Genomic DNA, 22,494 nt, shown 5'->3' with positions numbered 1-22,494 from the left:
GCCGTCCGTCCTTGGGCAGAACCCCGCCAAGGAGCTTCCGATGCCCAAGATGATCTTCGTCAACCTGCCGGTGACCGACCTCAAGCGCGCGACCGCCTTCTACGAGGCCGTCGGCGCGGTCAAGAACCCGCAATTCAGCGACGACACCGCGAGCTGCATGGTCTTTTCCGAGACCATCTTCGCCATGCTGCTGACCCACGACAAATTCCGCCAGTTCACGCCGAAGCCGATCGCGGACGCCAGGACCTCGAACCAGGTGCTGTTTTGCCTGTCCGCGGACAGCCGCAACGAGGTCGACGAGATCGTCGGCAAGGCGGAGGCGGCGGGCGGGGTGGCCGATCCCGGCCCGAAGGACGAATACAGCTTCATGTACGGCCGCAGCTTCGAGGATCCGGACGGGCACATGTGGGGCGTGAACTGGATGGATCTTGCGGCCGCCCCTCTGCAGCCCGACTTGGCGAACGCCTGAGCAGACACCCATAGACCTCACGAGGAGCATTCATCATGTCCAAGCTCGTGCCCTGCATGTGGTTCAACGGCGATGCCGAGGACGCTGCAAAATTCTACGTCTCGCTGGTCCCGAATTCGGCGATCACGCACGTTCAGCGCAACGTTGCGGACGGCCCGTCCGGCAAGGAAGGCTCCGTGCTCGTCGTCGAGTTCACGGTGGCCGGGCAGCCGCTGGTCGCGCTCAATGGCGGCATGAAGATGGAATACACCCATGCGATCTCGCTGATGATCCATTGCGACGACCAGGCCCAGGTCGACAGCGTCTGGAACGCGTTCCTCGCCCATGGCGGCAAGGCGGAGCAGTGCGGCTGGCTGAGGGATCGCTGGGGCGTGGCCTGGCAGGTCGTGCCGAAGGTGATGTTCGAGTTCCTGTCGAGCCCCGACAAGGCCGCAGCCGCGCGCGCAATGCAGGCGATGATGAAGATGGTGAAGCTGGACGTCGAGGTGTTGCGGCGCGCGTTCGAAGGCAAGTCGGCGGTCTGACGTCAACCTAGGTGGCGTAGGGTGGGCAAAGGCGGTCTTGCGCCGTGCCCACCATCTATGTCCGATTGAGAGTGGTGAGCACACCACGCTTTGCCCACCCTATGAAACTGTCTCAATAATTGATCCTCAGCCCCACGCCGCCATGGATGGTGTTGCCGACCGGCTGCGGGCCGAGCGTACCGTTGGCGAAGAGGTCAACGATCCAGCCCTTCTGCACGCGGAAGCCGAGCCGGCCGCCATATTCGAACCAGCCCTGGTTGCCGATGGTCGGCACCACCGTGCCCTGGCCGGTCACGGTGGCGACGATGCCGCTGTGGCTCGCAAAGGACTGCACCCAGCCGCCATTGATGTTGGTCTCGATGTTGCTGCCGAACAGATGCGTCCACTGGCCGCCGATCTTGACGAGGCTGGTGCGGTCGGTGCCATCAGCGATGCGGGCGTCGAACGGATTGAATGCCACCGCGCCGTCGCTATAGCTGGAGACGCGTTGCCAGAGCTGCCAGACCTCGATCGAGGCCGCGACCTCGTCGCGCGGCGAGAGGCGGCTCATCCAGCCGGCGCGGCCGTAAACGGCGTAGTTGGACGCGTTGGTCGAGCTCGTCACGCTCACCGGGCCGAGACTGGTGTCGTAGCTGCGCGTGTAGCGCGCCTTCTCCCACGGCGTCAGGATCGCGCCGACGTCGAAGAACGGGCGCGACGAGCCCCAGTCGGTGAAGTCATAGCGCAGCGCGAAGGCGCCGATCGGTGCGCTCGTGATCTTGTAGCCGCCCTCGTTGTAATGCGTGTAGGCGATGCCGGCGAGCAGCGACAGATTGTTGGTCAGCTCCTTGCGGCCGTGGATGCCGGCCGAGAACGAGCCGGCGGAGCCGAACGCGCTGATGCAGTCGCTGCAATTGACCTGCTCGTTGACACCGAGCAGCACCGTGCCGAGCACCCGGTTGGTGATCATCTGGTTGAAGCGCTGATTGGCGAGACCGCCGATCGAATTGCTGCTGGAATCCGCGCCGGTCGGTGTCGGGCTCGGCGACGGATACGGGCTGGGCGTGGGCGACGGATAGGGGCTCGGCGACGGGGAGGGCGAAGGTGAGGGAGAATATGTAGGCGTTGGCGTCGGCTGGGTACACTCGGACTGGCACGACGCTTGGGCTGTAGCCGGACGCGCGTTGAGCGTCGCGAAGGCAAGAACGGCCGCCGCGATCAACGCGCCCGACAGGATGATTCGTCCGAAGCCGGGGGGCGCCATCGTCACCGCCCGCACAGCATGCCGTCGTCCTGGACGGCGGGCGTGATGGTCGGCGAGGCGCCGGCGTACTGGTTGACCGCGCATAACCCGGCGCTCGCGGCGCAATTGGCGGCGAAGGTCCAGGGCGGCGTGTTGGTCTTGGTGATGCTCACCTTGCCGCCGGTCGAGGTGATGATGGCGGTGTCGCCGGGCTGCGTGAGTTGCACGCACTGGCCGCTCTTCGTGCAGACGCTGGCCGCGCCGTCCTGAAGCACGACGACGGAGCGCCCGCGCTGCGAGAGAATGTCGAGCGTGGTGCCGCGCACGCCGATGGTGGCGAGCGGCGTCGTGATCTTGTAGGCGGCCTTGTCGGAGCGTCCGGTGACGAAGCGGAAGGCGCCGGTGGTCATGCGGATCGCGACGTCACGATAGCTGTGCTCGTCGTTGAAGACGGTGCGGTCGAGCTTCAGCGTTGCGCTCGGGCCAAGCGACAGGTTGGTGCTGTCGGCCATCACGAAACGCGCCGCGCTGTCGGCGCCGGTCCGCACGGTCTCGTCGCGCAGCATGCTGTCGCCGACATTGATCGGCGTCGTGGTCGCGGCGACGCGCACCACTTCGTTCTGAATCACGACGGCCTCGCCGACGCGCGTCTGCGCCTTGGCGCCGGACGCCGCGCAGATTGCGGCCGTGAGCAGTGTGGGTAATAGCCAAAAACGCAAATTCATTTCGCAACCGATCGATGTGTCCCTGATCGTACCGGATCGCGCACGCTTCTGATGTGGCGGAATTATCACAAGCGGCGCAGGACGTGCGTCATGCTTAGTGACAGTTGCGGCAGAATGCGTTCAATGACGAGGAGCAGTTTCTTTTTCTCCGCGGTGCAGCCAATTTGCCACGCAAGACAGCCCCACAAAAGACGCTCGAATTGCCTGCGGTTCCGGCGGTGTCGCGGAGCGCAGTGATCGCTGTCGCGATCTTCCTGATCGCGCATCTGGCGCTGCTGATCGGCGTGACCACGCCGGAAAAATTCGTCTTCGACGAGGTGCATTACGTGCCGGCGGCGCGCCAGATGCTGGCGCCTGCGATGTCGCAGCCGATGCTCAATCCGATGCATCCGCCGCTGGCCAAGGAGCTGATCGCGGCATCGATCGCAACCTTCGGCGACAGCGCGCTCGGCTGGCGTTATCCCGCGACCTTGTTCGGCGCGCTCGCGATCGTCGCGATCTATCTGTGCGGACTCGCGCTGTTCGCAGGGCAGTCGCCGGCGATCGCCGCCGCGCTGATCGCGGCCTTCAACCAGATGCTCTACGTGCAGGCGCGCATCGCGATGCTGGACATCTTCGCGCTCGGCTTCGGCCTGCTCGCGACCGCCGCCTTCATGCATGGGTTTCGCAGGGAGCGGCCGCAAGCGCTGTTCGCGGTGGCGGGCAGCCTGTTCGGCCTTGCGGCCGCGTGTAAATGGAGCGGCCTGTTCCCGCTCGGCGTCTGCATCGTCGCCGTTGCCGTGATCCGCCTGATGCAGGGCTGGCACACGCTGTTCGCCGATGCAAAGCCGGACGACTGGTATCGGCCGGAGCTTTGGCCCGGCCTGAAGCTGCATCATGTCGCGCTCTGCTTCGCCGTCCTGCCGGGCATGACTTATCTTGCCGCCTTCGTTCCGCTCTACGGATTGTCACTGCCGGACTTGATCGAGGCGCAGCGGCGGATCTTTGCCGACAACACCACGACGGCCATCGCCGGCCACACCTATATGAGCGCATGGCCGTCCTGGCCGCTGCTCGCGCGCCCGGTCTGGTTCCTGTTCGACAAGACGGCGGAGGACCATGTCGCTGCGATCGTCTTCCTCGGCAATCCCCTCGTGCTGTGGCCGGCACTGCTCGCACTCGCCATCGTGCTGCGCGACTTCATCGTGGCGCGGCGCTGGGAGGCATTCCTGATCGCGGCATTCTACTTCGGCCCCTGGCTCGCCTGGGCGTTGCTGCCGCGCACGCTGGGCTTCATCTACTACTATCTGCCGGCCGCGACAGCGGCGTCGCTGGCGCTGGTCTATGCAATGCGCCGCGATGGGCTGCCGCGCTGGCTGCTGTGGGTCTATGTCGGCATCGCCGCGGCCGGCTTTGCGGTGATGCTGCCGATTTCCGCAGCCTTCGTCGGCACCTCGATGGGGAGCTTCAACCGGCTGATGCTGTTCCAAAGCTGGATATGATTTCGCCGCCTGCCGGGCTGCGGCAGGCGGCGTGTTTCACCCAGGGGCGGAGAGTTACTTCGCCGCGGTCTTGGTGTCCATGTTCACGACCTGGACCCGGCGGTTGATCGGGTCGGCGCCGTTGGCTGCATCCTTCAGCTTGGTCTCGCCGTAGCCGACGGTGACGAGATCGTTGCCGTTGAGGCCGTAATTCTGCATCAGGTACTTCTTGATGGTGTCGGCGCGCCGTTCGGAGAGACCTTGATTGTATGCTTCGCCACCCGTCGCGTCGGTGTGGCCGGCGACGACGAAGGTCGAGCCCTTCAGCGCCGGATCGGACAGCGCCTTGCCGAGCGCCTGGACCGAGGCCACCGACGTCTTGGCGATGTCGGCCGAGTTGTAGTCGAACTGGATCTCCAGATCGATCTTCGGCTTGGTCGCAGCGAGCTCGGCGATCTGCTCGCGCTCGCCCGTCGAGAGCGACCGGGTCGAGCGGTTCCGCACGGTGTTCAGGAAGGTCGCTTCCTTGGCCTGCACGGTCGTGTCGGCCTGGGGGCCAACGGACAGGCCGCGCGTCGCCGGCTTCGGCTTCAGCGCATCGACGATCTGGTCGGCGGAGAAGTTGTTGTCGCCGGCCAGCGCAAGGCCCGCCGTCATCGACAGGGCTGCGGAGAGGGTTATCGCCTTCAGTCCAAAGAATTTATCAAAACGGGTCATTGTCGTATCCTCGCTGTTACGCCTGATGGCGATTTGATGCTGCGAGCCTAGGGCAGGTTCAACGGCGTCGATGTGATCTTGGTCACATTCGAAACGACGAGCCGAGGGCACTCTGGTCCGGTTCGATCGTTCGCAGTCTGCTTTCGGGCCGGCAGTCGCGGGTTCCGGGAAACCCGAACGTCGCAAAGGCGTCGCCGCACCGCCCGCCCGCGAACAAGAATTCGACCAGATGCCCGCCTAGCACGCTTCAATCATTCGACAATTTGACGCGAAGGGAGGCGAGTTCCGTCCTGTGCCGAGGCCAAGTGACTATCAGCGCGACTATCAGTTCCATCGCAGCGGCCCGCCGGACCGGACAGTGACCCCGAGCACAATGCCCATCTATATCGGCGCGGCGATGATCGCGGTGGCGATCCTGCTGTCGACACTGATCACGGGGCTGACCTCCCGCTATGTCGGCCTGGAAGGGCCGACCGAGGAGAACATCTGGCTGGTCGATCGTCTCACCGGCAGCGTCTATCGGTGCCAGTCGGAGGGGCGCGGCAAGGCGTCGTGTGAACCCGATGTGGCGACCGGCAGCGTCGGGGAGCGCCCAAAAGCCGCACGTTAGGCGCAACGAAAATATCTTCTCTGCGAGCCGTTTGTCCGGGAAAGATGGATGCTGCGTTGGCCGGCATGTAGCCGGCTTCGTTTCCGGAGGAGAAATTGATGAAGACCCTGTTGCTCGCGGCAACGTTCGTTGCACTTGCTCTGTCTCCCGCATCCGCCGCCAAGATGGCATGCACCAGTGCGAACATGGCAAAGCTCGTTGGCGGGCTGGGCGGCGAAGACACGCCGGGCAAGATGGCAGCGAGGAAGTCGATGGCCTCGGCCAATTCCGAGATGAGCAAAGGCAACATGAGCGCCGCCTGCAAGCACTACATGAGCGCCGAAAAATCGATGGCGATGAAGTAAGGTTTCCTGCCGAACTTGCACGTTCTGGCCGCGCTGGCAGCAGATGGCAGCGCGGCTTTTTCTTTTTCGATTCTGCTCAGGTTCTTTCTCCCGGCGCGAATCTCGCTACATTCCTCCTCGCAATGTCTCGCGCGCCCAAACCACTCCCGCTCACCACGACACAGGCCCGGCAGATCTGGCTGCATGCCCAGCGGCTGGATCAGCGCGCCCCGTTCGGCGAAGGCGCACAGGCCGCCGCGGCCGCTGTCGCCCATCTCGGCTATGTGCAGATCGACAACCATCAACGTCATCGAGCGCTGCCATCACCACATCCTGTTCAGCCGGATCCCGTCCTACCACCGCGCCGATCTGCGCCATGCCCAGAGCATCGACAAGACCGTGTTCGAGTACTGGACGCACGCGCTCTCCTACGTGCCGGCGAACGACTTCCGCTTCTTCCTGCCGGCGATGCGCGAGCACCGCCGCGAGGGGCACAAATGGTTCGCCGCGGTGAAGCCGGCCGACACGCGCAAGGTGATGCGGCTGCTGCGCACCGGGCCGCTGACGATCCGTGACATCGACGACGACGTGCTCGTCGAGAAGGAGCATCTGTGGCAGAGCCGCAAGCCGTCGAAGCGGGCGCTGCAGCTCGCCTTCTATACCGGCGCCGTCACCATCAGCGAGCGCCAGGGCATGCTCAAGACCTATGAGCTGACGACGCGTCATTTCGGCTGGGACAGGCTGCCGAAGGCGGCGCCGGCAAGCGAGATCACGGCCTATCTGCTCGATCGCGCGCTGCGCTCGCAGGGCGTGGTCAGCCTCGATTCGGTCTGCCATCTCGATGCGCCGAGCAAGAAGCCGGTCGCGCGCCTGATCGCCTCGCGCGTCCGCCGCGGCGAGCTCGTGCCTGTCGCGATCGAGGGCGCCGGCAAGCAGGAGCACTGGGCCTCGCCCGCAGCGCTCGAGCCGCATGAGGTATCGCCCGATCTCGTCCACATCCTTTCGCCGTTCGATCCCCTGATCATCCAGCGCAAGCGTACCAACCTCATCTTCGGCTACAACCATCTGTTCGAGGCCTATGTGCCGAAGGCCAAGCGCAAGCTCGGCTATTTCGCGCTGCCCGTGCTGGTCGGCGACGAGATCGTCGCCGCGCTCGATCTCAAGACCGACCGGCAGAACAAGAAGCTCTTGATGCAGAAATGGACCTGGGTCGGGCAGGGCAGGAAGACGGCGGGCCGCAAGGAGCTGAAGCGCGTGATCGAGGAGGAGCTCGATCGCTTCGAACGGTTTCAACTGGCGGAGTGAGGGCTTGGCATCGGTCTCGTAGGGTGGGCAAAGGCGCGTTAGCGCCGTGCCCACCATCTGCTTGTGGTGGGCACGCTGCGCTTTGCCCACCCTGTACCCTTGTGGGGTTCGTGGCGGCCTTCGGATGTAGACTGGCCGTCCGGGCCGATCCGCCGGGAGCAGCCTTGTCCACCTGTGCCTCGAGCACCGACGTAGGAACCGCGCCCCGGCGGAGCGACCGCGATCGAGATCCGGTAGGAGGTCGCGCCAAGAGCGCCGGTACAGGGACTGATCAGGATCGTGGTGGCCCGCCTTGCGAGCAAGGAGGTCTCAACAATGATCGAAGATGTACGCTGGTTCGTCGGGATCGACTGGGCAACGCGGAGCCATAGCGTTTGCCTGCTGGATGCCGCGGGAAGACAGGTTGCGCAGCACGAGTTCGACCATGGCGGCGCCGGGCTGACGGAGTTGCGTGACTGGCTGCTGGAGAAGACCAAGGCCGCACCGGGACAGATCGCCGTGGCGATCGAGATGCCGCACGGCCCGGTGGTGGAGATGCTGCTCGAGCACGGGTTTGCGGTGTTTGCCATCAATCCCAAGCAACTGGATCGCTTCCGCGATCGCTTCACGGTGGCCGGTGCCAAGGACGACCGCCGCGATGCTCATGTGCTCGGCGCCTCGCTGCGCACTGACCGTGCTGCTTTCCGTCGGCTTGTGGCAGACGATGCGGCGATGATTGAGCTACGGGAGTGGTCGCGCCTGGCGGACGAACTGCAGCAGGAACGCACGCGGCTTGCCAACCGCTTGCGTCAGCAGTTGTGGCGATATTATCCCCAGGCCACCAAGTTGACCGACGATGTCGCCGACGAATGGTTCCTGGCGCTTTGGCAGAAGGTGCCGACCCCCGCCAGTGCGGTCAAGGCCAGCGAGAAGGCCATCGCAGGTGTTCTCAGGGACTATCGTATCCGCCGTCTCAATGCGGCGACGGTGCTCGGGACTTTGCGCGAGGCACCGCTGTTCGTAGCCCCCGGCACGACGGAGGCAGCCTGCGCTCACATCCGCAGCCTGGCGGCACGTCTGCACCTGGTCAATCGGCAGATCAAAGAGGCTCATCAGAACCTGGACCGGCTATGTGCCGAGTTCGAAGGAGAGGAGAAGCCGTCGGGGCAGAGCTCGGAGCAGTGCGACGTGACGATCCTACGCTCCTGGCCAGGAATCGGCAGGATCAATCTCGCCACACTGCTCGCCGAGGCCGCAGAGCCCCTGCGCAGACGAGATTACCATGCTCTGCGCGCCTTGGCAGGGGCTGCGCCGGTGACGCGGCAAAGCGGCAAACAACGCTTCGTGATCCGCCGCCTCGCCTGCAACAGGCGGCTACAGAGCGCCGTCCATCACTGGTCGCGTGTCGCCATCCAACACGACGCTGCCAGCAGGCGACGGTATGATGCCTTGCGCAGAAAAGGACACGGTCACGCGCGGGCTCTGCGCAGCGTGGGAGATCGCTTGCTTTTTGCCCTGTGCACGACGCTCAAGCGACAGACCCCATACGATGCGGACCATAACGGCACAAAGAACTCCGCGAACGGGTGAGCCCCATTCCTTTGTTCGGCCGGGCGACCATTCCTTCGTCCCGACCTGCCGAGCGCCAGAGCGCCGCCCGCAGATGCTGTCCAGGATGCCGAAGGCACCGGCAAAGCCGGCGCGCAGCGTCCTGGACTGCATCGAGCACGGCGCTACCATATTGCCCTATAAGGACGTTCCCCTTGACCAAGGGTAGGAGGTCCTACGAGACTGTGAATCTTTTGTACCGCGCGTCAGACGAATGTGATTCTCTGGGCAGACTGATCTGCTGGAGAGGATGATGGCTGACGACGGACTTTTTGGTGAATTGCCGGAGCAGTCGGCACGAACCGAAGCGGTGCCGCAAGGCGCACCTCGGCTGCGCGAGCCTGTGCGCAATCAGGTCGAATTGCGAGCGGTCGATATCGACAGCCTGATCGGGCAGGATCATCCAGCGCGGGTGATCTGGGCTTATGTCGAAGGGCTGGACCTGAGCGAGCTGGAAGATCGCGTCAAGGCACGGGAAAACAGGCCGGGCCATCCGGCGCCATCGCCACGGTTGTTGCTGGCGCTTTGGCTGTACGCCGCGAGCGATGCCGTTGGCAGCGCGCGGGCGCTGGACCGGCTCTGCGACAGCCACGACGTCTACCGCTGGCTCTGCGGTGGCGTGTCGTTGAACCATCACGGGCTGTCGGACTTCCGGGTCGGCTGTGCCGACTTGCTCGACCGTTTGCTGGTTGAACATCTGGTGGCCCTGAACGAGGCAGGGCTGGTCGATCTGGAGAAGCTGACCCAGGACGGGGTGCGGATACGAGCGAATGCCGGGACCGGATCTTTCCGGCGGGAGGCGACGCTGGATCGGCAGATGGCGCAGGCCGAGGCCATTGTGGAAGAGCTCAAGCGCGAGGTCGATGCGGACCCGGAAGCCAGCAATCGGCGGATCCGGGCCGCCAAAGAGCGGGCGGCGCGCGAACGCAGCGAGCGGGTGCAAGCCGCGCAGGCCGCGCTGGCCGAGATCAAGCGCAAGCGAAAACAGCTCGACGACAAGGGCGGCAATGGCAAGAAGCCGAAGGAGCCTCGGGCCTCCACCACCGACCCGCAGGCCAGGGTGATGAAGATGGCCGATGCCGGCTTCCGTCCGGCCTATAATGTGCAGGTGGCTAGCGCGGCTGGCGAACTGATCGTGGTCGCGATCGATGTCGACAACAGCGGCTCAGATCGTGGCTTGATGCGCCCGATGCTGGAGCGAACGCGCGCTCGGCTGAAGCGCTTGCCACGCCGCTACCTCGCCGATGGCGGGTTCTGCACTGGCGACGACATCGAATGGGCGCATGGCGAGGGCATCGAGGTTTACTGTCCACCGCCCCAATCCAGGAGCGGTGTCGATCCCTTCTTACCCCGGAGCAGCGACGGTCCTGGCATAGCGGCCTGGCGTGCTCGCATGGCCAGCGAAGCCGGCAAGGCACAGTACCAGGCCCGTACCATCTGCGAATGCATCCATGCCCGCTGGCGCAACTGGGACCTCAGGCAACTGACCGTGCGCGGCATCGAGAAGGTCCGTGCCGTCGTGCTCTGGTACGCCCTCACCAACAACATCCTGCAAGGGCATCGTCTCGCAAAAGCATAGATAACCAACAGCCTGACGCCGCCGGCTTCCCCCATCAAGGGGCGATACCACCCCTTGATGCCGAAGCCGAAACAAAACGAATTGGCTCACAGGCTCTACGAGGGTGTGCATCTTGGCAACTCGATCGATCCAAACGCCGAGCGCAATCCCGATCACGTAGGCCACGAGATTCCACAGCGAAAAGATGCGCCCCAATAGCAGCGCGCCGGCCGTGGTCAGCCGGAACGCATCGAGCCATGGCGTGTGCACCAGCCGGGAGAATTCGACGACGACGGCGATCACAGCCGCGATCGCCGCAATCTGCGTCTGCGTGAGTCCCGGCAGCACGGCTCCGACCAGCAGAAACACCATCGTGGCCCATAACAGCGAGCCGCCATACTTGACCACGAAGGCTGGAAACCCGAGCGGGAATCCGTACCAGCGCAGCGACAGCCCGCAGACGATCACCGCGAGCGCGAGGCCGGCGCGGATCAGCGAGATCCGCATCGGCGCCACGGGTTGATCCGGCTGCGCTCCGCGCATTGCTCGCTCCATTGACTCTTTGCCCGCGATGCTCAAAACCGCCTGTTGAGCCCTAGAAAAGCAACAACCCGGGGGAAGCCATGAGCCAAACCACCTATGCCGGTTCTGTCGGCGGTGCCAAGAGCGCCAAGAGCGACATCGAAACCGCGACCATCCGCGCCATTTCCTGGCGCCTGATTCCCTTCCTGGTGCTGGCCTACTTCTTCTCCTATCTCGACCGCGTCAATCTCGGCTTTGCCGCGCTGACCATGAATGCGGACCTGAAGTTCACGCCGCTGATCTTCTCCTGGGGCGCTGGCATCTTCTTCATCGGCTATTTCATCTTCGAGGTGCCGAGCAATCTGGCGCTGGAGAAATTCGGCGCCAGCCGCTGGATCGCCCGGATCATGGTGACCTGGGGCATCATCTCGGCGCTGATGGCGATGGTCAGCGGCGTCACCAGCTTCTATGTGCTGCGCTTCCTGCTCGGCGTGGCCGAAGCCGGCTTCTTCCCGGGCATCATCCTCTATCTCACCTATTGGTATCCGGCCGAATATCGCGCCCGCTTTCTTGCGGCCTTCGCCATTGCGGTGCCGGTCTCGACCGTGATCGGCGCACCGATCTCGGGCTTGCTGCTCGGGCTCGACGGCCTCATGGGGTTGAAGGGCTGGCAATGGCTGTTCATCATCGAGGGCATCCCGTCGGTGCTGCTCGGCATCGTCACCTGGTTCTACCTCACCGACAAGCCGGAGAAGGCGGACTGGCTCTCGGCCGAGCAGAAGGCGTGGCTGAAGGCGAAGCTCGATTCGGAGATTGCGGCCAAGCAGGCGGTGAAGCATTTCTCGCTCGGCGAGGCGCTGTCTTCACCGAAGGTAATCGCGCTCAGCCTGATCTATTTCGGCTTCGTCGGCGCGCTCTACGGCATGCAGTTCTGGTTGCCGCAGATCGTCAAGGCGTTCGGCCTCACCAACGCCCAGACCGGATTCGTCACCGCGATCCCGTATCTGTTCGGCACCATCGCCATGATCCTGTGGGCGCGGCATTCGGATGCGAGCCGCGAGCGCGTCATGCATGTCGGCGCGCCGCTGCTGCTCACGGCGATTGCGCTCGGCATTTCCTCCTATCTCACCGATCCCACGCTGACGATGGTGGTGCTGACGGTGGCCGCGATCGGCGTGTTCTGCTGCTTCGGCGTGTTCTGGACCCTGCCGACCGCCTGGCTCTCCGGCACGGCGGCCGCCGGCGGCATCGCGCTGATCAACTCGATCGGCAATCTCGCCGGTTTCGGCGGGCCGTACCTGATTGGCTGGGTCAAGGAAGCGACGGGGCAGACCTCGACCGGTCTCCTGGTGCTCGCCGTGCTGCCGCTGCTCGCGGGCATCCTGGTGTTCGTCGGCGGCCACGACAGCAAGCACGAATTCGCCGGCCACGGGTGATAGTGCAGGGTCTTGTAGGGTGGGCAACGGCGCGCCCTTTGCGCGTCGTGCCTCCCATCTTCCCTACGCTGACCTGATTGGCGGGCACGCTCCGCTTTGCCCACTCTACGATAGCACCGCTGTCGCCCATCCACTCAATACTCCACCACCCCTTAACGATCACGCATTCCTGATGACTGACGATTATTGACTTTTATCAGTGAACAGTCGACATTCCTCTCAATCGAGATGCAGGAGTGTCCTTCGATGTTCGTCCGGTCGGTTTTGTCGAGCTATTCCAAGCTTTTGGTAGGAGCCTCGCTCGCCCTGATGGCCGTTTCGCTGGCAGGGTGCAACGATACCGTCGCCGAAAAGGCCGAGCCGCCGCGGCCGGTTCTGGTGGCAACCGCCCATTACGATGCCGAGACGCCGGAGCGCAGCTTCGTCGGCACCATCCGCCCCAGGATCGAGAGCGATCTCGGCTTCCGCGTCGCCGGCAAGGTTGCCAAGCGCCTCGTCGAAGTCGGCCAGACGGTCGAAGTCGGCCAGCCGCTCGCCACCCTCGACGAGGTCGATTTGAAGCTCCAGGCCGAGCAGGCCGTTGCCGAGCAGAGCGCCGCAACCGGCGTGCTGGCCCAGGCCGCCGCCGCCGAGCAGCGCGCCAAGGACCTCAAGGCCAAGGGCTGGACCACGGACGCCCAGCTCGACCAGAGCCGCGCCGCCGCCGATGAAGCCCGTGCGCGCTTGAACCGGGCCGAGCGCTCGGTCGAGTTGACCAAGAATTCCCTTTCCTACGCGACGCTCGTTGCCGACGCCCGCGGCGTCGTCACCGCAACGCTGATCGAGCCCGGCCAGGTGGTCGCCGCGGGCCAGGCTTCGATCCGTGTCGCCCGCTTTGCCGAGAAGGAAGCGGTCGTCGCGATCCCTGAGACGCTGGTTGGACGTGCCAAGTCGGGCGTCGCCAGCGTCACTCTTTGGTCTGAGCCGAACAAGAAATACACGGCCAAGCTGCGCGAGATCGCGCCGGCGGCGGATCCCGCCACGCGCACCTATCTGGCAAAGTTCTCGCTGCCCGAGGCCGACGACAAGGTCGCGCTCGGCATGACCGCGACGCTGACGCTGTCGGATGCCGCCAGCGAGCGGGTCGCGCGGCTGCCGCTGTCGGCGCTGTTCAACGAGGGCGGCAAGCCGTCCTTCTACGTCGTCGACGACAACGGTGGCGTCACGCTCAAGCCGGTCACGGTGAAGTCCTACGAGAGCAAGGACGTCGTCATCACCGGCGGTGTGGAGGAGGGCGCCAAGATCGTCGCCCTCGGCGTGCAGAAGCTCGATCCGGGCCAGAGGGTACGGATCGTGTCGTCGCTGAGTTTCTAGTTCTTACCGCTCTGGGTTCGCCCTGCGGTCGCCCCGGAGCGGCAAGAGCAATGAGTTTGTCGTGTGAGGTGAGTTTCGGCCGTTGTCCCTAAGCAAAGGCTGAAGCGGCGAAGCGATCCAGAACCTGCCCAGCCCCCTGGATTGCTTCGCTGCCTCGCCACGACGGTTCGAGCAAAGCGGCTGTCGTTGTTTGCAACTGGATCGTCTTTCGGAGAGTGCGATGAAGCGCTTCAACCTTTCGGCCTGGGCCGTCAGCCATCCGACGCTGGTGCTCTTCCTGATGCTCGTGCTCGGCGTCGCCGGCTTCTTCTCCTACGAGAAGCTCGGGCGTGCTGAGGACCCGTTCTTCACGGTGAAGGTGGTCAACGTCTCCGTGATCTGGCCCGGCGCGACCGCGCAGGAAATGCAGACCCAGGTCGCCGATCCCATCGAGAAGAAGATCCAGGAGCTGCCCTATTTCGAGAAGGTGCAGACCTATTCCAAGCCCGCCTTCACCGCGCTCCAGGTCACCTTCCGCGATTCGACGCCGCCGAAGGACGTGCCGTACCTCTTCTATCTGCTGCGCAAGAAGCTGGTCGACGTGCAGGGCCAGCTGCCCTCCGGCATCCTCGGGCCCGTCGTCAACGACGAGTTCTCCGATGTCGATTCCATCCTCTACATGATGACCGGCGACGGCGCCGACTATGCCCAGCTCAAGAAGGTCTCCGAAGGCTTTCGCCAGCGCCTGCTCAAGGTGCCCGGCGTGACCAAGGTTGACGTCTACGGCAACCAGGATGAGCGCATCTTCGTCGAATTCAGCCATGCCAAGCTCGCCACGCTCGGCATCACGCCGCAGGCCCTGTTCGATTCGCTCGCCAAGCAGAACAACGTGACCCCGGCCGGCACGGTCGAGACCTCCTCGCAGCGCGTGCCGCTGCGCGTCACCGGCGCGCTCGACGGTGCCAAGGCCGTCGCCGAAACGCCGGTCGAGAGCAACGGCCGCGTGTTCCGTCTCGGCGATATCGCCACCGTCACCCACGGCTATGTCGATCCGCCGAGCTTCGTCGTGCGCCAGGAAGGCAAGCCCGCCATCGGCATCGGCGTCGTCACCGCCAAGGGCGCCAACATCCTCGAGCTCGGCAAGCAGGTCGAGAAGGCGACGGCCGACTTCATGAAGTCGGTGCCGCAGGGCGTCGACGTCAGGCTGATCGCCGACCAGCCCAAGGTAGTCGAGCACGCCGTCGGCGAGTTCGTGCATTCCTTCATGGAAGCGCTCGTCATCGTCCTGTTCGTCTCGTTCCTGGCGCTCGGCTGGCGCACCGGCATCGTGGTCGCGCTGTCGGTGCCCTTGGTGCTCGGCATCGTCTTCGTCGTCATGAACACGATGTCGCTCGACCTGCACCGCATCACGCTCGGCGCGCTGATCATCGCGCTCGGCCTGCTCGTCGACGACGCCATCATCGCGGTCGAGATGATGGTGGTGAAGATGGAGCAGGGCTGGGACCGCATGCGCGCGGCGTCCTTTGCCTGGGAATCTACTGCGTTTCCGATGCTCACGGGAACGCTGGTCACGGCCGCTGGCTTCCTCCCCATCGGCTTTGCCAATTCCGCGGTCGGCGAATATGCCGGCAGCATCTTCTGGATCGTGGCGATCGCGCTGGTCGCCTCCTGGTTCGTGGCGGTGATCTTCACGCCCTATATCGGCGTCAAGCTGCTGCCCGAAATGAAGGCCCACCACAACCATGATCCGCATGCGGTCTACGAGACCCGCATGTACCGCGGCCTGCGCGCCATCGTGCAATGGTGCGTCAACCACCGCATCACCGTGGTGGTCGCGACCGTCGGCGTCTTCGTCGCCTCGATCGTCGGGTTTGGCCATGTCCAGCAGCAGTTCTTCCCGCTGTCGGAGCGGCCCGAGCTGTTCCTGCAGCTGCGCCTGCCCGAGGGCACCGCCTTCAACGTCACCGAAAAGGCGGTGAAGAAGGCCGAGACGCTGCTCAAGGACGACAAGGACATCGAGACCTATACCGCCTATGTCGGCCAGGGCTCGCCGCGCTTCTGGCTCGGCCTCAACCCGCAGCTTCCGAACGAGGCCTTTGCCGAAATCGTCATCGTCGCCAAGGGCGTCGAGGCGCGCGAGCGCATCAAGGCCAAGATCGAGACCGCGGCTGCCGAGGGCTTCCTGACCGAGGCGCGCGTGCGCGTCGACCGCTTCAATTTCGGCCCGCCGGTCGGCTTCCCCGTCCAGTTCCGCGTGATCGGCCCGGATGCCAACAAGGTCCGCGAGATCGCCTACCAGGTCCGCGACGTCATGCGGGAGAACAAGAGCGTCAAGGACGTCCAGCTCGACTGGAACGAGCAGTCACCTTACCTGAAGCTCGTCGTCGACCAGGACCGCGCCCGCGCCATGGGCCTGACCCCGCAGGACGTCTCGCAGGCGCTGGCGATGCTGATCTCGGGCTCGCAGGTCACCACCGTGCGCGACGGCATCGAGAAGGTCGGCGTGGTCGCCCGTGCGATCCCGTCCGAGCGTCTCGATCTCGGCGGCGTCGGCGATCTCACCATCACCTCGCGCAATGGCGTCGCCGTGCCGCTGCAGCAGATCGCTCGAATCGAATATGCCCACGAGGAGCCGATCATGTGGCGGCGCAACCGCGACATGGCGATCACCGTGCGCTCCGACGTCGTCGACGGCGTGCAGGCGCCCGACGTCACCAACCAGATCACGCCGAAGCTGAAGGCGATCAAGGATCACCTCGAGCCGGCCTACCGGATCGAGCCGGGCGGCGCGTTCGAGGAATCCGCCAAGGGCAACGCCTCGATCTTCATCCTCTTCCCGGTGATGGTCATGGTGATGCTGACGCTGCTGATGATCCAGCTGCAGAGCTTCTCACGCCTGATCCTGGTGTTCCTGACCGCGCCGCTCGGCATCGTCGGTGCCTCGCTCGGCCTCAACGTCGCCAACGCCCCGTTCGGCTTTGTGGCGCTGCTCGGCCTGATCGCGCTCGCCGGCATGATCATGCGCAACGCGGTCATCCTGGTCGACCAGATCGAGACCGACGTCAGCCACGGCCTGACCCGGCGCGAGGCGATCGTTGAGGCGACCGTCCGTCGTGCCCGACCGGTGGTGCTGACGGCGCTCGCCGCCATTCTCGCCATGATACCGCTGTCGCGCTCGGCCTTCTGGGGCCCGATGGCGATCACCATCATGGGCGGCCTGTTCGTCGCGACCTTCCTGACGCTCCTGTACCTGCCGGGCCTCTACGCCCTGTGGTTCCGCAAGAGCCTGGACGAGGCCGGAACGCCCGAGCAGCCTGCCGCGCCGCAGCATGGGAGCGATGACCCGCACGCAATTCCGCTTGCCGAAGCGGCTGAATAGATGAGAAGACTGCTGACCAACGAGTCCTGACTGATGGCCCTTGTTTCGGAACATATCGAAGTCGACACCCGGGATCGCATCCTCGAGGTGGCCGAGCGGCTGTTCCGCCAGATCGGCTACCAGAAGACGACGGTCGGCGACATCGCCAAGGAGCTCAGGATGAGCCCCGCCAACGTGTATCGCTTCTTCGAATCGAAGAAGGCGATCCATCAGGCGGTGGCGCGGGGCCTGATGGGCGAGGTCGAGCTGGAGGCGCAGCGGATCGTGGCAAAGCCCGGTCCGGTCAAGGAGCGCTTCCGCGAGCTGCTCACCACCATCAATCGCATGAACACCGAGCGCTATGTCGGCGACAACAAGCTGCACGAGATGGTCGCGATCGCGATGGAGGAGGACTGGGACGTCTGCGTCGCCCATATGGAGTGCATCGCCGGCGTCATCGGCCAGATGATCGCGCAAGGCGTCGCCTCCGGCGAGTTCGAGGCGCCCGACCTGCAACTGGCCTCGCTGTGCGCCTGCACCGCGATGATTCGCTTCTTCCATCCCCAGATGATCGCCCAGTGCGCCACCAAGCCGGGCCCGACCATCGACCAGATGATCGATTTCGTCATCGCGGGTCTGTCGCCACGCCACTGACGGGCGGGGGCGTTTGCTCCTATAAGCAGACTGATCGCCCCGGCATGACCGCCGGAGGCGGGCCGGGACGGACCCACAAACTCCGTCATTGCGAGCCAACGGGTCCGCGCGAAGCGCGGCCCGATGACAGGCTCCACGAAGCAATCCAGACTGTCTCCGCGGAGGGATTCTGGATTGCTTCGCTGCGCTCGCAATGACGGGAAGGAAACAGCGCGTGACCGACAAAGACCTGTACTTCTACGAGCCCTCCAAGGGCCACGGCCTCAAGCACGATCCCTTCAACGCCATCATCGCGCCGCGGCCGATCGGCTGGATCTCCTCGCGCGACGCCAGGGGCCACGTCAACCTCGCGCCCTACAGCTTCTTCAACGCGTTCTGCTATGTGCCGCCGATCATCGGCTTCTCCTCCACCAACTGGAAGGACACGGTGGCGAACATGGAGCAGACCCGCGAGTTCGTCTGGAATCTCACCACGATGGATCTCGCCAAGCACATGAACGCGACCGCGGCGCATCTGGCGCCGGAGGTCGACGAGTTCGAGGTCGCGGGGCTCACGGCCGTGCCCGGCAAGGTCGTCAATGTCCCGCGCGTGGCTGAGAGCCCCGTCGCCTTCGAGTGCAAGGTCTCCGACATCGTCCGCCTCAAGGGCGCCGACGGCAAGGAGGCCGATGCCTGGCTGACGCTCGGCGAAGTCGTCGCCGTCCACATCGACAAGGCCTTGATCAAGGACGGCGTCTACCAGACCGCCGCCGCCCGCCCCATCGTCCGCGCCGGCCGGCGCGGCGATTACTTCGAGATCAAGCCGGAAAACATGTTCGAGATGGTCCGGCCGGATTAGGTCACTTCGTCATTCCGGGGCGACGCGTAGCGTCGAGCCCGGAATCCATAACCACCATCGGGAGTATGGATTCTCAGGTGCGCAATTGCGCACCGTAGCTCGCGCCAAGAGGCGCGCCCCGGAATGAGCTGAGAGACATTGCCGCAAACCCCCTCCCGGAACTGTCCCCACGCCCCGGCCGTTATCGCCTGGGCGGCCGCCCGGCCGCGTCAATTCGCTTGTTTTTGCCCGCGAAGTGTTCACGCACCCCGGCCACTTTCCGCTAAAATGCCCGATACCCGCGCCGATGCATGAGGTCCGCCATGAGCTTCCGCCGCGACACCATCACAAAGCCGATCTTCTCCTGGGCGCGCGGCGTGCTGCCGGCGATGTCCGACACCGAGCGGGAGGCGCTGGAGGCGGGCGACGTCTGGTGGGATGCCGATCTCTTCACCGGCAACCCTGATTGGTCGAAGCTGCTGAAGGTCCCGCAGGCGAGGCTGACGGACGAGGAACGGGCGTTCCTGAGTGGCCCCGTCGACGAGCTCTGTGCCATGCTCGACGAGTGGAAGATTTTCTGGGAAACGCGCGACCTGCCGCAGGACGTCTGGCACTTCGTCAAGCGCGAAAAGTTCTTCGGCATGATCATTCCGAAGGAGTTCGGCGGCCTCGGCTTCTCGCCCTACGCGCATTCGGAAGTCGTACGCAAGATCTCGACCCGCTCGATCGCGGTCGCGGTCACCGTGATGGTGCCGAACTCGCTCGGCCCCGGCGAGCTCCTGATGCGCTTCGGCACGCACGAGCAGCAGCAGCGCTGGCTGCCGCGGCTCGCCGACGGACGCGAGATTCCCTGCTTCGGACTCACCAGCCCGGAAGCCGGCTCGGATGCCGCCTCGATGGTCGATACCGGCATCATCTGCAAGGGCGAATTCGAGGGGCGCGAGGTCGTCGGCCTCCGCCTCAACTGGCACAAGCGCTACATCACGCTCGGTCCGGTCGCGACGCTGCTGGGCCTTGCCTTCAAGGCCTATGATCCCGATCATCTCGTCGGGGGCCAGGAAGAGCTCGGCATCACCGTGGCACTGATCCCGACGAACTTGCCCGGCGTCGAGATCGGGCAGCGCCACCTGCCCTCGATGCAGGTCTTTCAGAACGGCCCGAACTGGGGTCGCGACGTCTTCATTCCGCTCGACTATGTCATCGGCGGGAAGGAGCGCCTGGGGCAGGGCTGGAAGATGCTGATGACCGCGCTCGCCGCCGGCCGCGGCATCTCGCTGCCGTCACTGTCGGCGGCCGGCGCCGCCTATGCGGCGCGCACCACCGGCGCCTATGCCCGCATCCGCGAGCAGTTCGGAATCTCGATCTCCAAGTTCGAAGGCGTCGAGGAGCCGCTCGCGCGCATCGTCGCCACCGCCTATCAGCTCGACGCGGCGCGCCGGCTGACCTGCGCGGCGCTCAATGCCGGCGTCCATCCCGCCGTCATCTCCGGCATCATGAAGCTGCACGCGACCGCGCGGATGCGCACCGCGATCGACGACGCCATGGACATCCATGGCGGCAAGGCCGTGATCGACGGTCCGCAAAACTATCTCGGCAATCTCCACCGCGCCGTGCCGGTCGGCATCACCGTGGAGGGAGCCAATATCCTGACCCGCAATCTCATCGTGTTCGGGCAAGGAGCGATCCGCGCCCATCCTTACCTGCTCGACGAGATGAATGCGCTCGCCGATACCGATCGCGAGCGCGGCCTCAGCGCGTTCGACAAGACGTTCTGGAAGCATGTCGCCCACAGTTTCCGGACCCTATTCCGCGCCTTCGGCCGGAGCTGGACCTTTGGCGCCTTCGCGCCGGCGCCGGATGCGGGCGACGCCACGCCTTTCTACCGCCAGCTCTCGCGCTACTCCGCGGCGTTTGCGTTCTGCGCCGACATGGCGCTGCTGACGCTCGGCGGCGCGCTCAAGCGCAAGGAGATGCTGTCGGCCCGCTTCGGCGACATCCTGTCCGAGCTCTACCTGCTCTCGGCCGCGCTGAAGCGCTGGCAGGACGAGGGGCGGCAGAAGGAGGATTTCGCGGCGCTGGAATGGTGCATGGCGACCGGGCTCAAAACCATCGAGAATCGGCTTGCCGAAATCCTGGCCAATTTGCCGAACCGCTTCGTCGCCGGCCTCCTCAAGCTCGTGGTCCAGCCGTTCGGCGCCCGCGTGCTCGGCCCGTCCGATCGCGTCGTGCACCAATGCGCTGCCATCGTGCTGGAGCCGTCGGCGGCACGTGAGCGCCTCACCCCGGATCTCGCTCATGTCGATGACGACGGCGGCTTTGCCCGGCTGGAGCGCGCGTTCAAGCTGGTCGCGGCGACAGATGCGATCGCCAGGCGCATGCGTGCTGCGCATATCCGCGACTGGAAGGAGGCCGTCAGCAAGGGCGTGGTCACCCAGGCTGAGGGCGAGCAGCTTGCTGCAGCTCATGAAGCCGTCACAAAAGTGATAGAGGTCGACGATTTTGCGCCGGAGGCGCTGTCGCCGATTTACAAGAAAACCGTCAATGTGCATCAGTTCTTCCAGGAACTCGGTGAGCAGAGGGCGGCGAGCTGATGGCACGACCGGTATTTATCGTCGACGGCAGCCGGACGCCGTTCCTGAAGGCGCGTTCTGGGCCCGGGCCGTTCACGCCGGTCGATCTCGCCGTGCAGTGCGGACGGCCGCTGCTGGCGCGCCAGCCGTTCGCTCCCGATGAGTTCGACCAGGTCATCCTCGGCTGCGTCAACGTGATCGCGGACGAGATGAATCCGGCCCGCGTCGCGGCGCTCCGGCTCGGCATGGGCGAGGACATGGTGGCCTTCACCGTGCAGATCAATTGCGGCTCGGGCATGCAGTCGATCGACTCCGCCTACCGCTATATCCGCGAAGGCCATGCCGACATGATTTTGGCTGGAGGCACCGAGGCCTTGAGCCACGCGCCGCTGGTCTGGCCGAATTCCGGCGTGCGCTGGTTCGCCGGTCTTGCCACTGCCAAGGGCGTTGCCGCGAAGGTTGCCTCAGCGTTCAAGCTGAGGCCGCGCGATCTCAAGCCGATCATCGGCCTCGAGCGCGGCCTGACTGATCCCGTCACCGAGCTGAACATGGGTCAGACCGCCGAGGTCGTCGGCCATCTCTTCGGCATCACCCGCGCGCAGTCGGATGCCTATGCCGCCGAAAGCCATCGCCGGCTCGCGCATGCGCAAAGCGCGGGTTATCTGAAGGGCGAGGTCGAGACTGCGTTCTCCCGCGACGGCAAGTTCTTCGACCACGACGACGGCGTGCGCCCGGACTCGACGGCCGAGACGCTCGCCAAGCTCCGGCCGGTGTTCGAGCGGCCGTGGGGCCAGGTCACGGCCGGCAATTCCTCCCAGATCACCGACGGTGCGTCCTGGGTGATCCTTGCCTCCGACGCCGCCGTGGCAAAGCACAAGCTGACGCCAAAAGCCGTCATCGTCGACAGCCATTGGGCCGCGCTCGATCCCAGCATCATGGGGCTCGGTCCGGTGATGTCGGTGACGCCGCTGCTCAAGCGCAACGACCTCACCATCAAGGACGTCGAGACCTGGGAGCTGAACGAGGCCTTCGCAACGCAAGTGCTCGGCTGTCTCGCCGCCTGGAACGACGACAAGTTCTGCCGCGAAATATTGCGGCTCGATGGTGCCGCCGGCGAGATCGACCGCGAGAGGCTGAACGTCGACGGCGGCGCGATCTCGCTCGGCCATCCCGTCGGCACCTCCGGCAATCGCATCGTGCTGCATCTCGTCAATGCGATGAAGCGCCTCGGCACGCGGCGCGGAATTGCCACCGAATGCATCGGCGGCGGGCTCGGTGGCGCCATGCTGATCGAGGCGGTGTGAC

At 65.0% G+C, this 22,494-nt stretch carries 17 protein-coding genes and 2 pseudogenes; 15 read left to right on the top strand and 4 right to left on the bottom strand.

Going from position 1 to position 22,494, the window contains the following annotated elements:
• The first annotated feature begins 40 nt into the window (after window positions 1-40).
• Both AB7M16_RS11560 and AB7M16_RS11555 read left to right on the top strand, forming a co-directional pair.
• Window positions 41-469: a VOC family protein gene (locus AB7M16_RS11560; RefSeq protein WP_172785841.1), complete on the top strand. Its 429-nt coding sequence runs from the start codon at window positions 41-43 to the stop codon at window positions 467-469.
• Window positions 470-504: 35 nt separating this feature from the next.
• Complete coding sequence (locus tag AB7M16_RS11555) at window positions 505-993, top strand: VOC family protein (RefSeq protein ID WP_453943950.1); 489 nt, start codon at window positions 505-507, stop codon at window positions 991-993.
• A gap of 112 nt (window positions 994-1,105) precedes the next feature.
• On the opposite strand, the gene AB7M16_RS11550 is transcribed toward AB7M16_RS11555, so the two are convergent.
• Window positions 1,106-2,236 carry a hypothetical protein gene (locus AB7M16_RS11550; protein ID WP_212259493.1) on the bottom strand — a complete coding sequence of 377 codons (1,131 nt, stop codon included), beginning with the start codon at window positions 2,234-2,236 and terminating at the stop codon, window positions 1,106-1,108.
• Between the two features lie 2 nt (window positions 2,237-2,238).
• Window positions 2,239-2,940 (bottom strand): FecR family protein, encoded by a 702-nt coding sequence (locus tag AB7M16_RS11545; protein ID WP_212259494.1) that lies wholly within the window; start codon window positions 2,938-2,940, stop codon window positions 2,239-2,241.
• Window positions 2,941-3,140: 200 nt separating this feature from the next.
• Here AB7M16_RS11545 and AB7M16_RS11540 point away from each other — a divergent pair, with 200 nt between their 5' ends.
• Window positions 3,141-4,421, top strand: coding sequence for a phospholipid carrier-dependent glycosyltransferase (locus tag AB7M16_RS11540; protein WP_260380372.1), 1,281 nt, complete (start codon window positions 3,141-3,143; stop codon window positions 4,419-4,421).
• 54 nt (window positions 4,422-4,475) lie between these two features.
• On the opposite strand, the gene AB7M16_RS11535 is transcribed toward AB7M16_RS11540, so the two are convergent.
• Window positions 4,476-5,117, bottom strand: a complete 642-nt coding sequence (locus AB7M16_RS11535; protein ID WP_172785846.1) for an OmpA family protein — start codon at window positions 5,115-5,117, stop codon at window positions 4,476-4,478.
• A gap of 373 nt (window positions 5,118-5,490) precedes the next feature.
• On the opposite strand from AB7M16_RS11535, the gene AB7M16_RS11530 reads away from it, so the two are divergent.
• The 5 genes and pseudogenes from AB7M16_RS11530 to AB7M16_RS11510 all read left to right on the top strand — a co-directional run bounded on the left by AB7M16_RS11530 (window position 5,491) and on the right by AB7M16_RS11510 (window position 10,521).
• Entirely contained in the window at window positions 5,491-5,727 is a 237-nt protein-coding gene (locus AB7M16_RS11530) for a hypothetical protein (protein ID WP_172785959.1), read from the top strand.
• A 98-nt stretch (window positions 5,728-5,825) separates the two neighbouring features.
• The gene (locus tag AB7M16_RS11525) at window positions 5,826-6,071 is read left to right on the top strand and encodes a hypothetical protein (protein WP_260383735.1); all 246 of its coding nucleotides are present in this window, start codon (window positions 5,826-5,828) and stop codon (window positions 6,069-6,071) included.
• Between the two features lie 122 nt (window positions 6,072-6,193).
• Window positions 6,194-7,355 (top strand): annotated as a pseudogene (locus AB7M16_RS11520) (winged helix-turn-helix domain-containing protein).
• A gap of 315 nt (window positions 7,356-7,670) precedes the next feature.
• Window positions 7,671-8,924: an IS110 family RNA-guided transposase gene (locus AB7M16_RS11515; RefSeq protein WP_172789764.1), complete on the top strand. Its 1,254-nt coding sequence runs from the start codon at window positions 7,671-7,673 to the stop codon at window positions 8,922-8,924.
• 268 nt (window positions 8,925-9,192) lie between these two features.
• The gene (locus AB7M16_RS11510) at window positions 9,193-10,521 is read left to right on the top strand and encodes an IS1182 family transposase (protein ID WP_212257604.1); all 1,329 of its coding nucleotides are present in this window, start codon (window positions 9,193-9,195) and stop codon (window positions 10,519-10,521) included.
• A 102-nt stretch (window positions 10,522-10,623) separates the two neighbouring features.
• Here AB7M16_RS11510 and AB7M16_RS11505 read toward each other — a convergent pair.
• Window positions 10,624-11,043: pseudogene (locus AB7M16_RS11505) on the bottom strand (ribosomal maturation YjgA family protein); the annotation flags it as partial.
• 80 nt (window positions 11,044-11,123) lie between these two features.
• On the opposite strand from AB7M16_RS11505, the gene AB7M16_RS11500 reads away from it, so the two are divergent.
• The 7 genes from AB7M16_RS11500 to AB7M16_RS11470 all read left to right on the top strand — a co-directional run bounded on the left by AB7M16_RS11500 (window position 11,124) and on the right by AB7M16_RS11470 (window position 22,493).
• Window positions 11,124-12,458: an MFS transporter gene (locus tag AB7M16_RS11500; protein WP_453943949.1), complete on the top strand. Its 1,335-nt coding sequence runs from the start codon at window positions 11,124-11,126 to the stop codon at window positions 12,456-12,458.
• Window positions 12,459-12,704: 246 nt separating this feature from the next.
• Window positions 12,705-13,811, top strand: a complete 1,107-nt coding sequence (locus AB7M16_RS11495; protein WP_453943948.1) for an efflux RND transporter periplasmic adaptor subunit — start codon at window positions 12,705-12,707, stop codon at window positions 13,809-13,811.
• A 220-nt stretch (window positions 13,812-14,031) separates the two neighbouring features.
• The gene (locus AB7M16_RS11490) at window positions 14,032-17,169 is read left to right on the top strand and encodes an efflux RND transporter permease subunit (protein WP_439401316.1); all 3,138 of its coding nucleotides are present in this window, start codon (window positions 14,032-14,034) and stop codon (window positions 17,167-17,169) included.
• A gap of 33 nt (window positions 17,170-17,202) precedes the next feature.
• The gene (locus AB7M16_RS11485; protein ID WP_212259013.1) at window positions 17,203-17,802 is read left to right on the top strand and encodes a TetR/AcrR family transcriptional regulator; all 600 of its coding nucleotides are present in this window, start codon (window positions 17,203-17,205) and stop codon (window positions 17,800-17,802) included.
• A gap of 214 nt (window positions 17,803-18,016) precedes the next feature.
• Window positions 18,017-18,640 carry a flavin reductase family protein gene (locus tag AB7M16_RS11480; protein ID WP_172785854.1) on the top strand — a complete coding sequence of 208 codons (624 nt, stop codon included), beginning with the start codon at window positions 18,017-18,019 and terminating at the stop codon, window positions 18,638-18,640.
• A gap of 302 nt (window positions 18,641-18,942) precedes the next feature.
• Entirely contained in the window at window positions 18,943-21,210 is a 2,268-nt protein-coding gene (locus AB7M16_RS11475) for an acyl-CoA dehydrogenase (RefSeq protein ID WP_453943947.1), read from the top strand.
• The gene (locus AB7M16_RS11470; protein ID WP_453943946.1) at window positions 21,210-22,493 is read left to right on the top strand and encodes an acetyl-CoA C-acetyltransferase; all 1,284 of its coding nucleotides are present in this window, start codon (window positions 21,210-21,212) and stop codon (window positions 22,491-22,493) included. Before AB7M16_RS11475 ends, AB7M16_RS11470 begins: the two co-directional genes overlap by 1 nt.
• Window position 22,494 lies beyond the last annotated feature (1 nt).

Source organism: Bradyrhizobium sp. USDA 372 (assembly GCF_053629095.1).
This window is presented reverse-complemented; position numbering and strand designations above follow the sequence as displayed.

Excerpts from the sequence above, each read along its gene's own strand:
- AB7M16_RS11535 (WP_172785846.1), bottom strand. The coding sequence starts at position 5,117 with ATGACCCGTTTTGATAAATTCTTTGGACTGAAGGCGATAACCCTCTCC.
- AB7M16_RS11525 (WP_260383735.1), top strand. The coding sequence starts at position 5,826 with ATGAAGACCCTGTTGCTCGCGGCAACGTTCGTTGCACTTGCTCTGTCT.
- AB7M16_RS11550 (WP_212259493.1), bottom strand. The coding sequence starts at position 2,236 with ATGGCGCCCCCCGGCTTCGGACGAATCATCCTGTCGGGCGCGTTGATC.
- AB7M16_RS11560 (WP_172785841.1), top strand. The coding sequence starts at position 41 with ATGCCCAAGATGATCTTCGTCAACCTGCCGGTGACCGACCTCAAGCGC.
- AB7M16_RS11510 (WP_212257604.1), top strand. The coding sequence starts at position 9,193 with ATGATGGCTGACGACGGACTTTTTGGTGAATTGCCGGAGCAGTCGGCA.
- AB7M16_RS11545 (WP_212259494.1), bottom strand. The coding sequence starts at position 2,940 with ATGAATTTGCGTTTTTGGCTATTACCCACACTGCTCACGGCCGCAATC.
- AB7M16_RS11470 (WP_453943946.1), top strand. The coding sequence starts at position 21,210 with ATGGCACGACCGGTATTTATCGTCGACGGCAGCCGGACGCCGTTCCTG.
- AB7M16_RS11555 (WP_453943950.1), top strand. The coding sequence starts at position 505 with ATGTCCAAGCTCGTGCCCTGCATGTGGTTCAACGGCGATGCCGAGGAC.
- AB7M16_RS11515 (WP_172789764.1), top strand. The coding sequence starts at position 7,671 with ATGATCGAAGATGTACGCTGGTTCGTCGGGATCGACTGGGCAACGCGG.
- AB7M16_RS11485 (WP_212259013.1), top strand. The coding sequence starts at position 17,203 with ATGGCCCTTGTTTCGGAACATATCGAAGTCGACACCCGGGATCGCATC.
- AB7M16_RS11490 (WP_439401316.1), top strand. The coding sequence starts at position 14,032 with ATGAAGCGCTTCAACCTTTCGGCCTGGGCCGTCAGCCATCCGACGCTG.
- AB7M16_RS11500 (WP_453943949.1), top strand. The coding sequence starts at position 11,124 with ATGAGCCAAACCACCTATGCCGGTTCTGTCGGCGGTGCCAAGAGCGCC.
- AB7M16_RS11475 (WP_453943947.1), top strand. The coding sequence starts at position 18,943 with ATGAGCTTCCGCCGCGACACCATCACAAAGCCGATCTTCTCCTGGGCG.
- AB7M16_RS11495 (WP_453943948.1), top strand. The coding sequence starts at position 12,705 with ATGTTCGTCCGGTCGGTTTTGTCGAGCTATTCCAAGCTTTTGGTAGGA.
- AB7M16_RS11530 (WP_172785959.1), top strand. The coding sequence starts at position 5,491 with ATGCCCATCTATATCGGCGCGGCGATGATCGCGGTGGCGATCCTGCTG.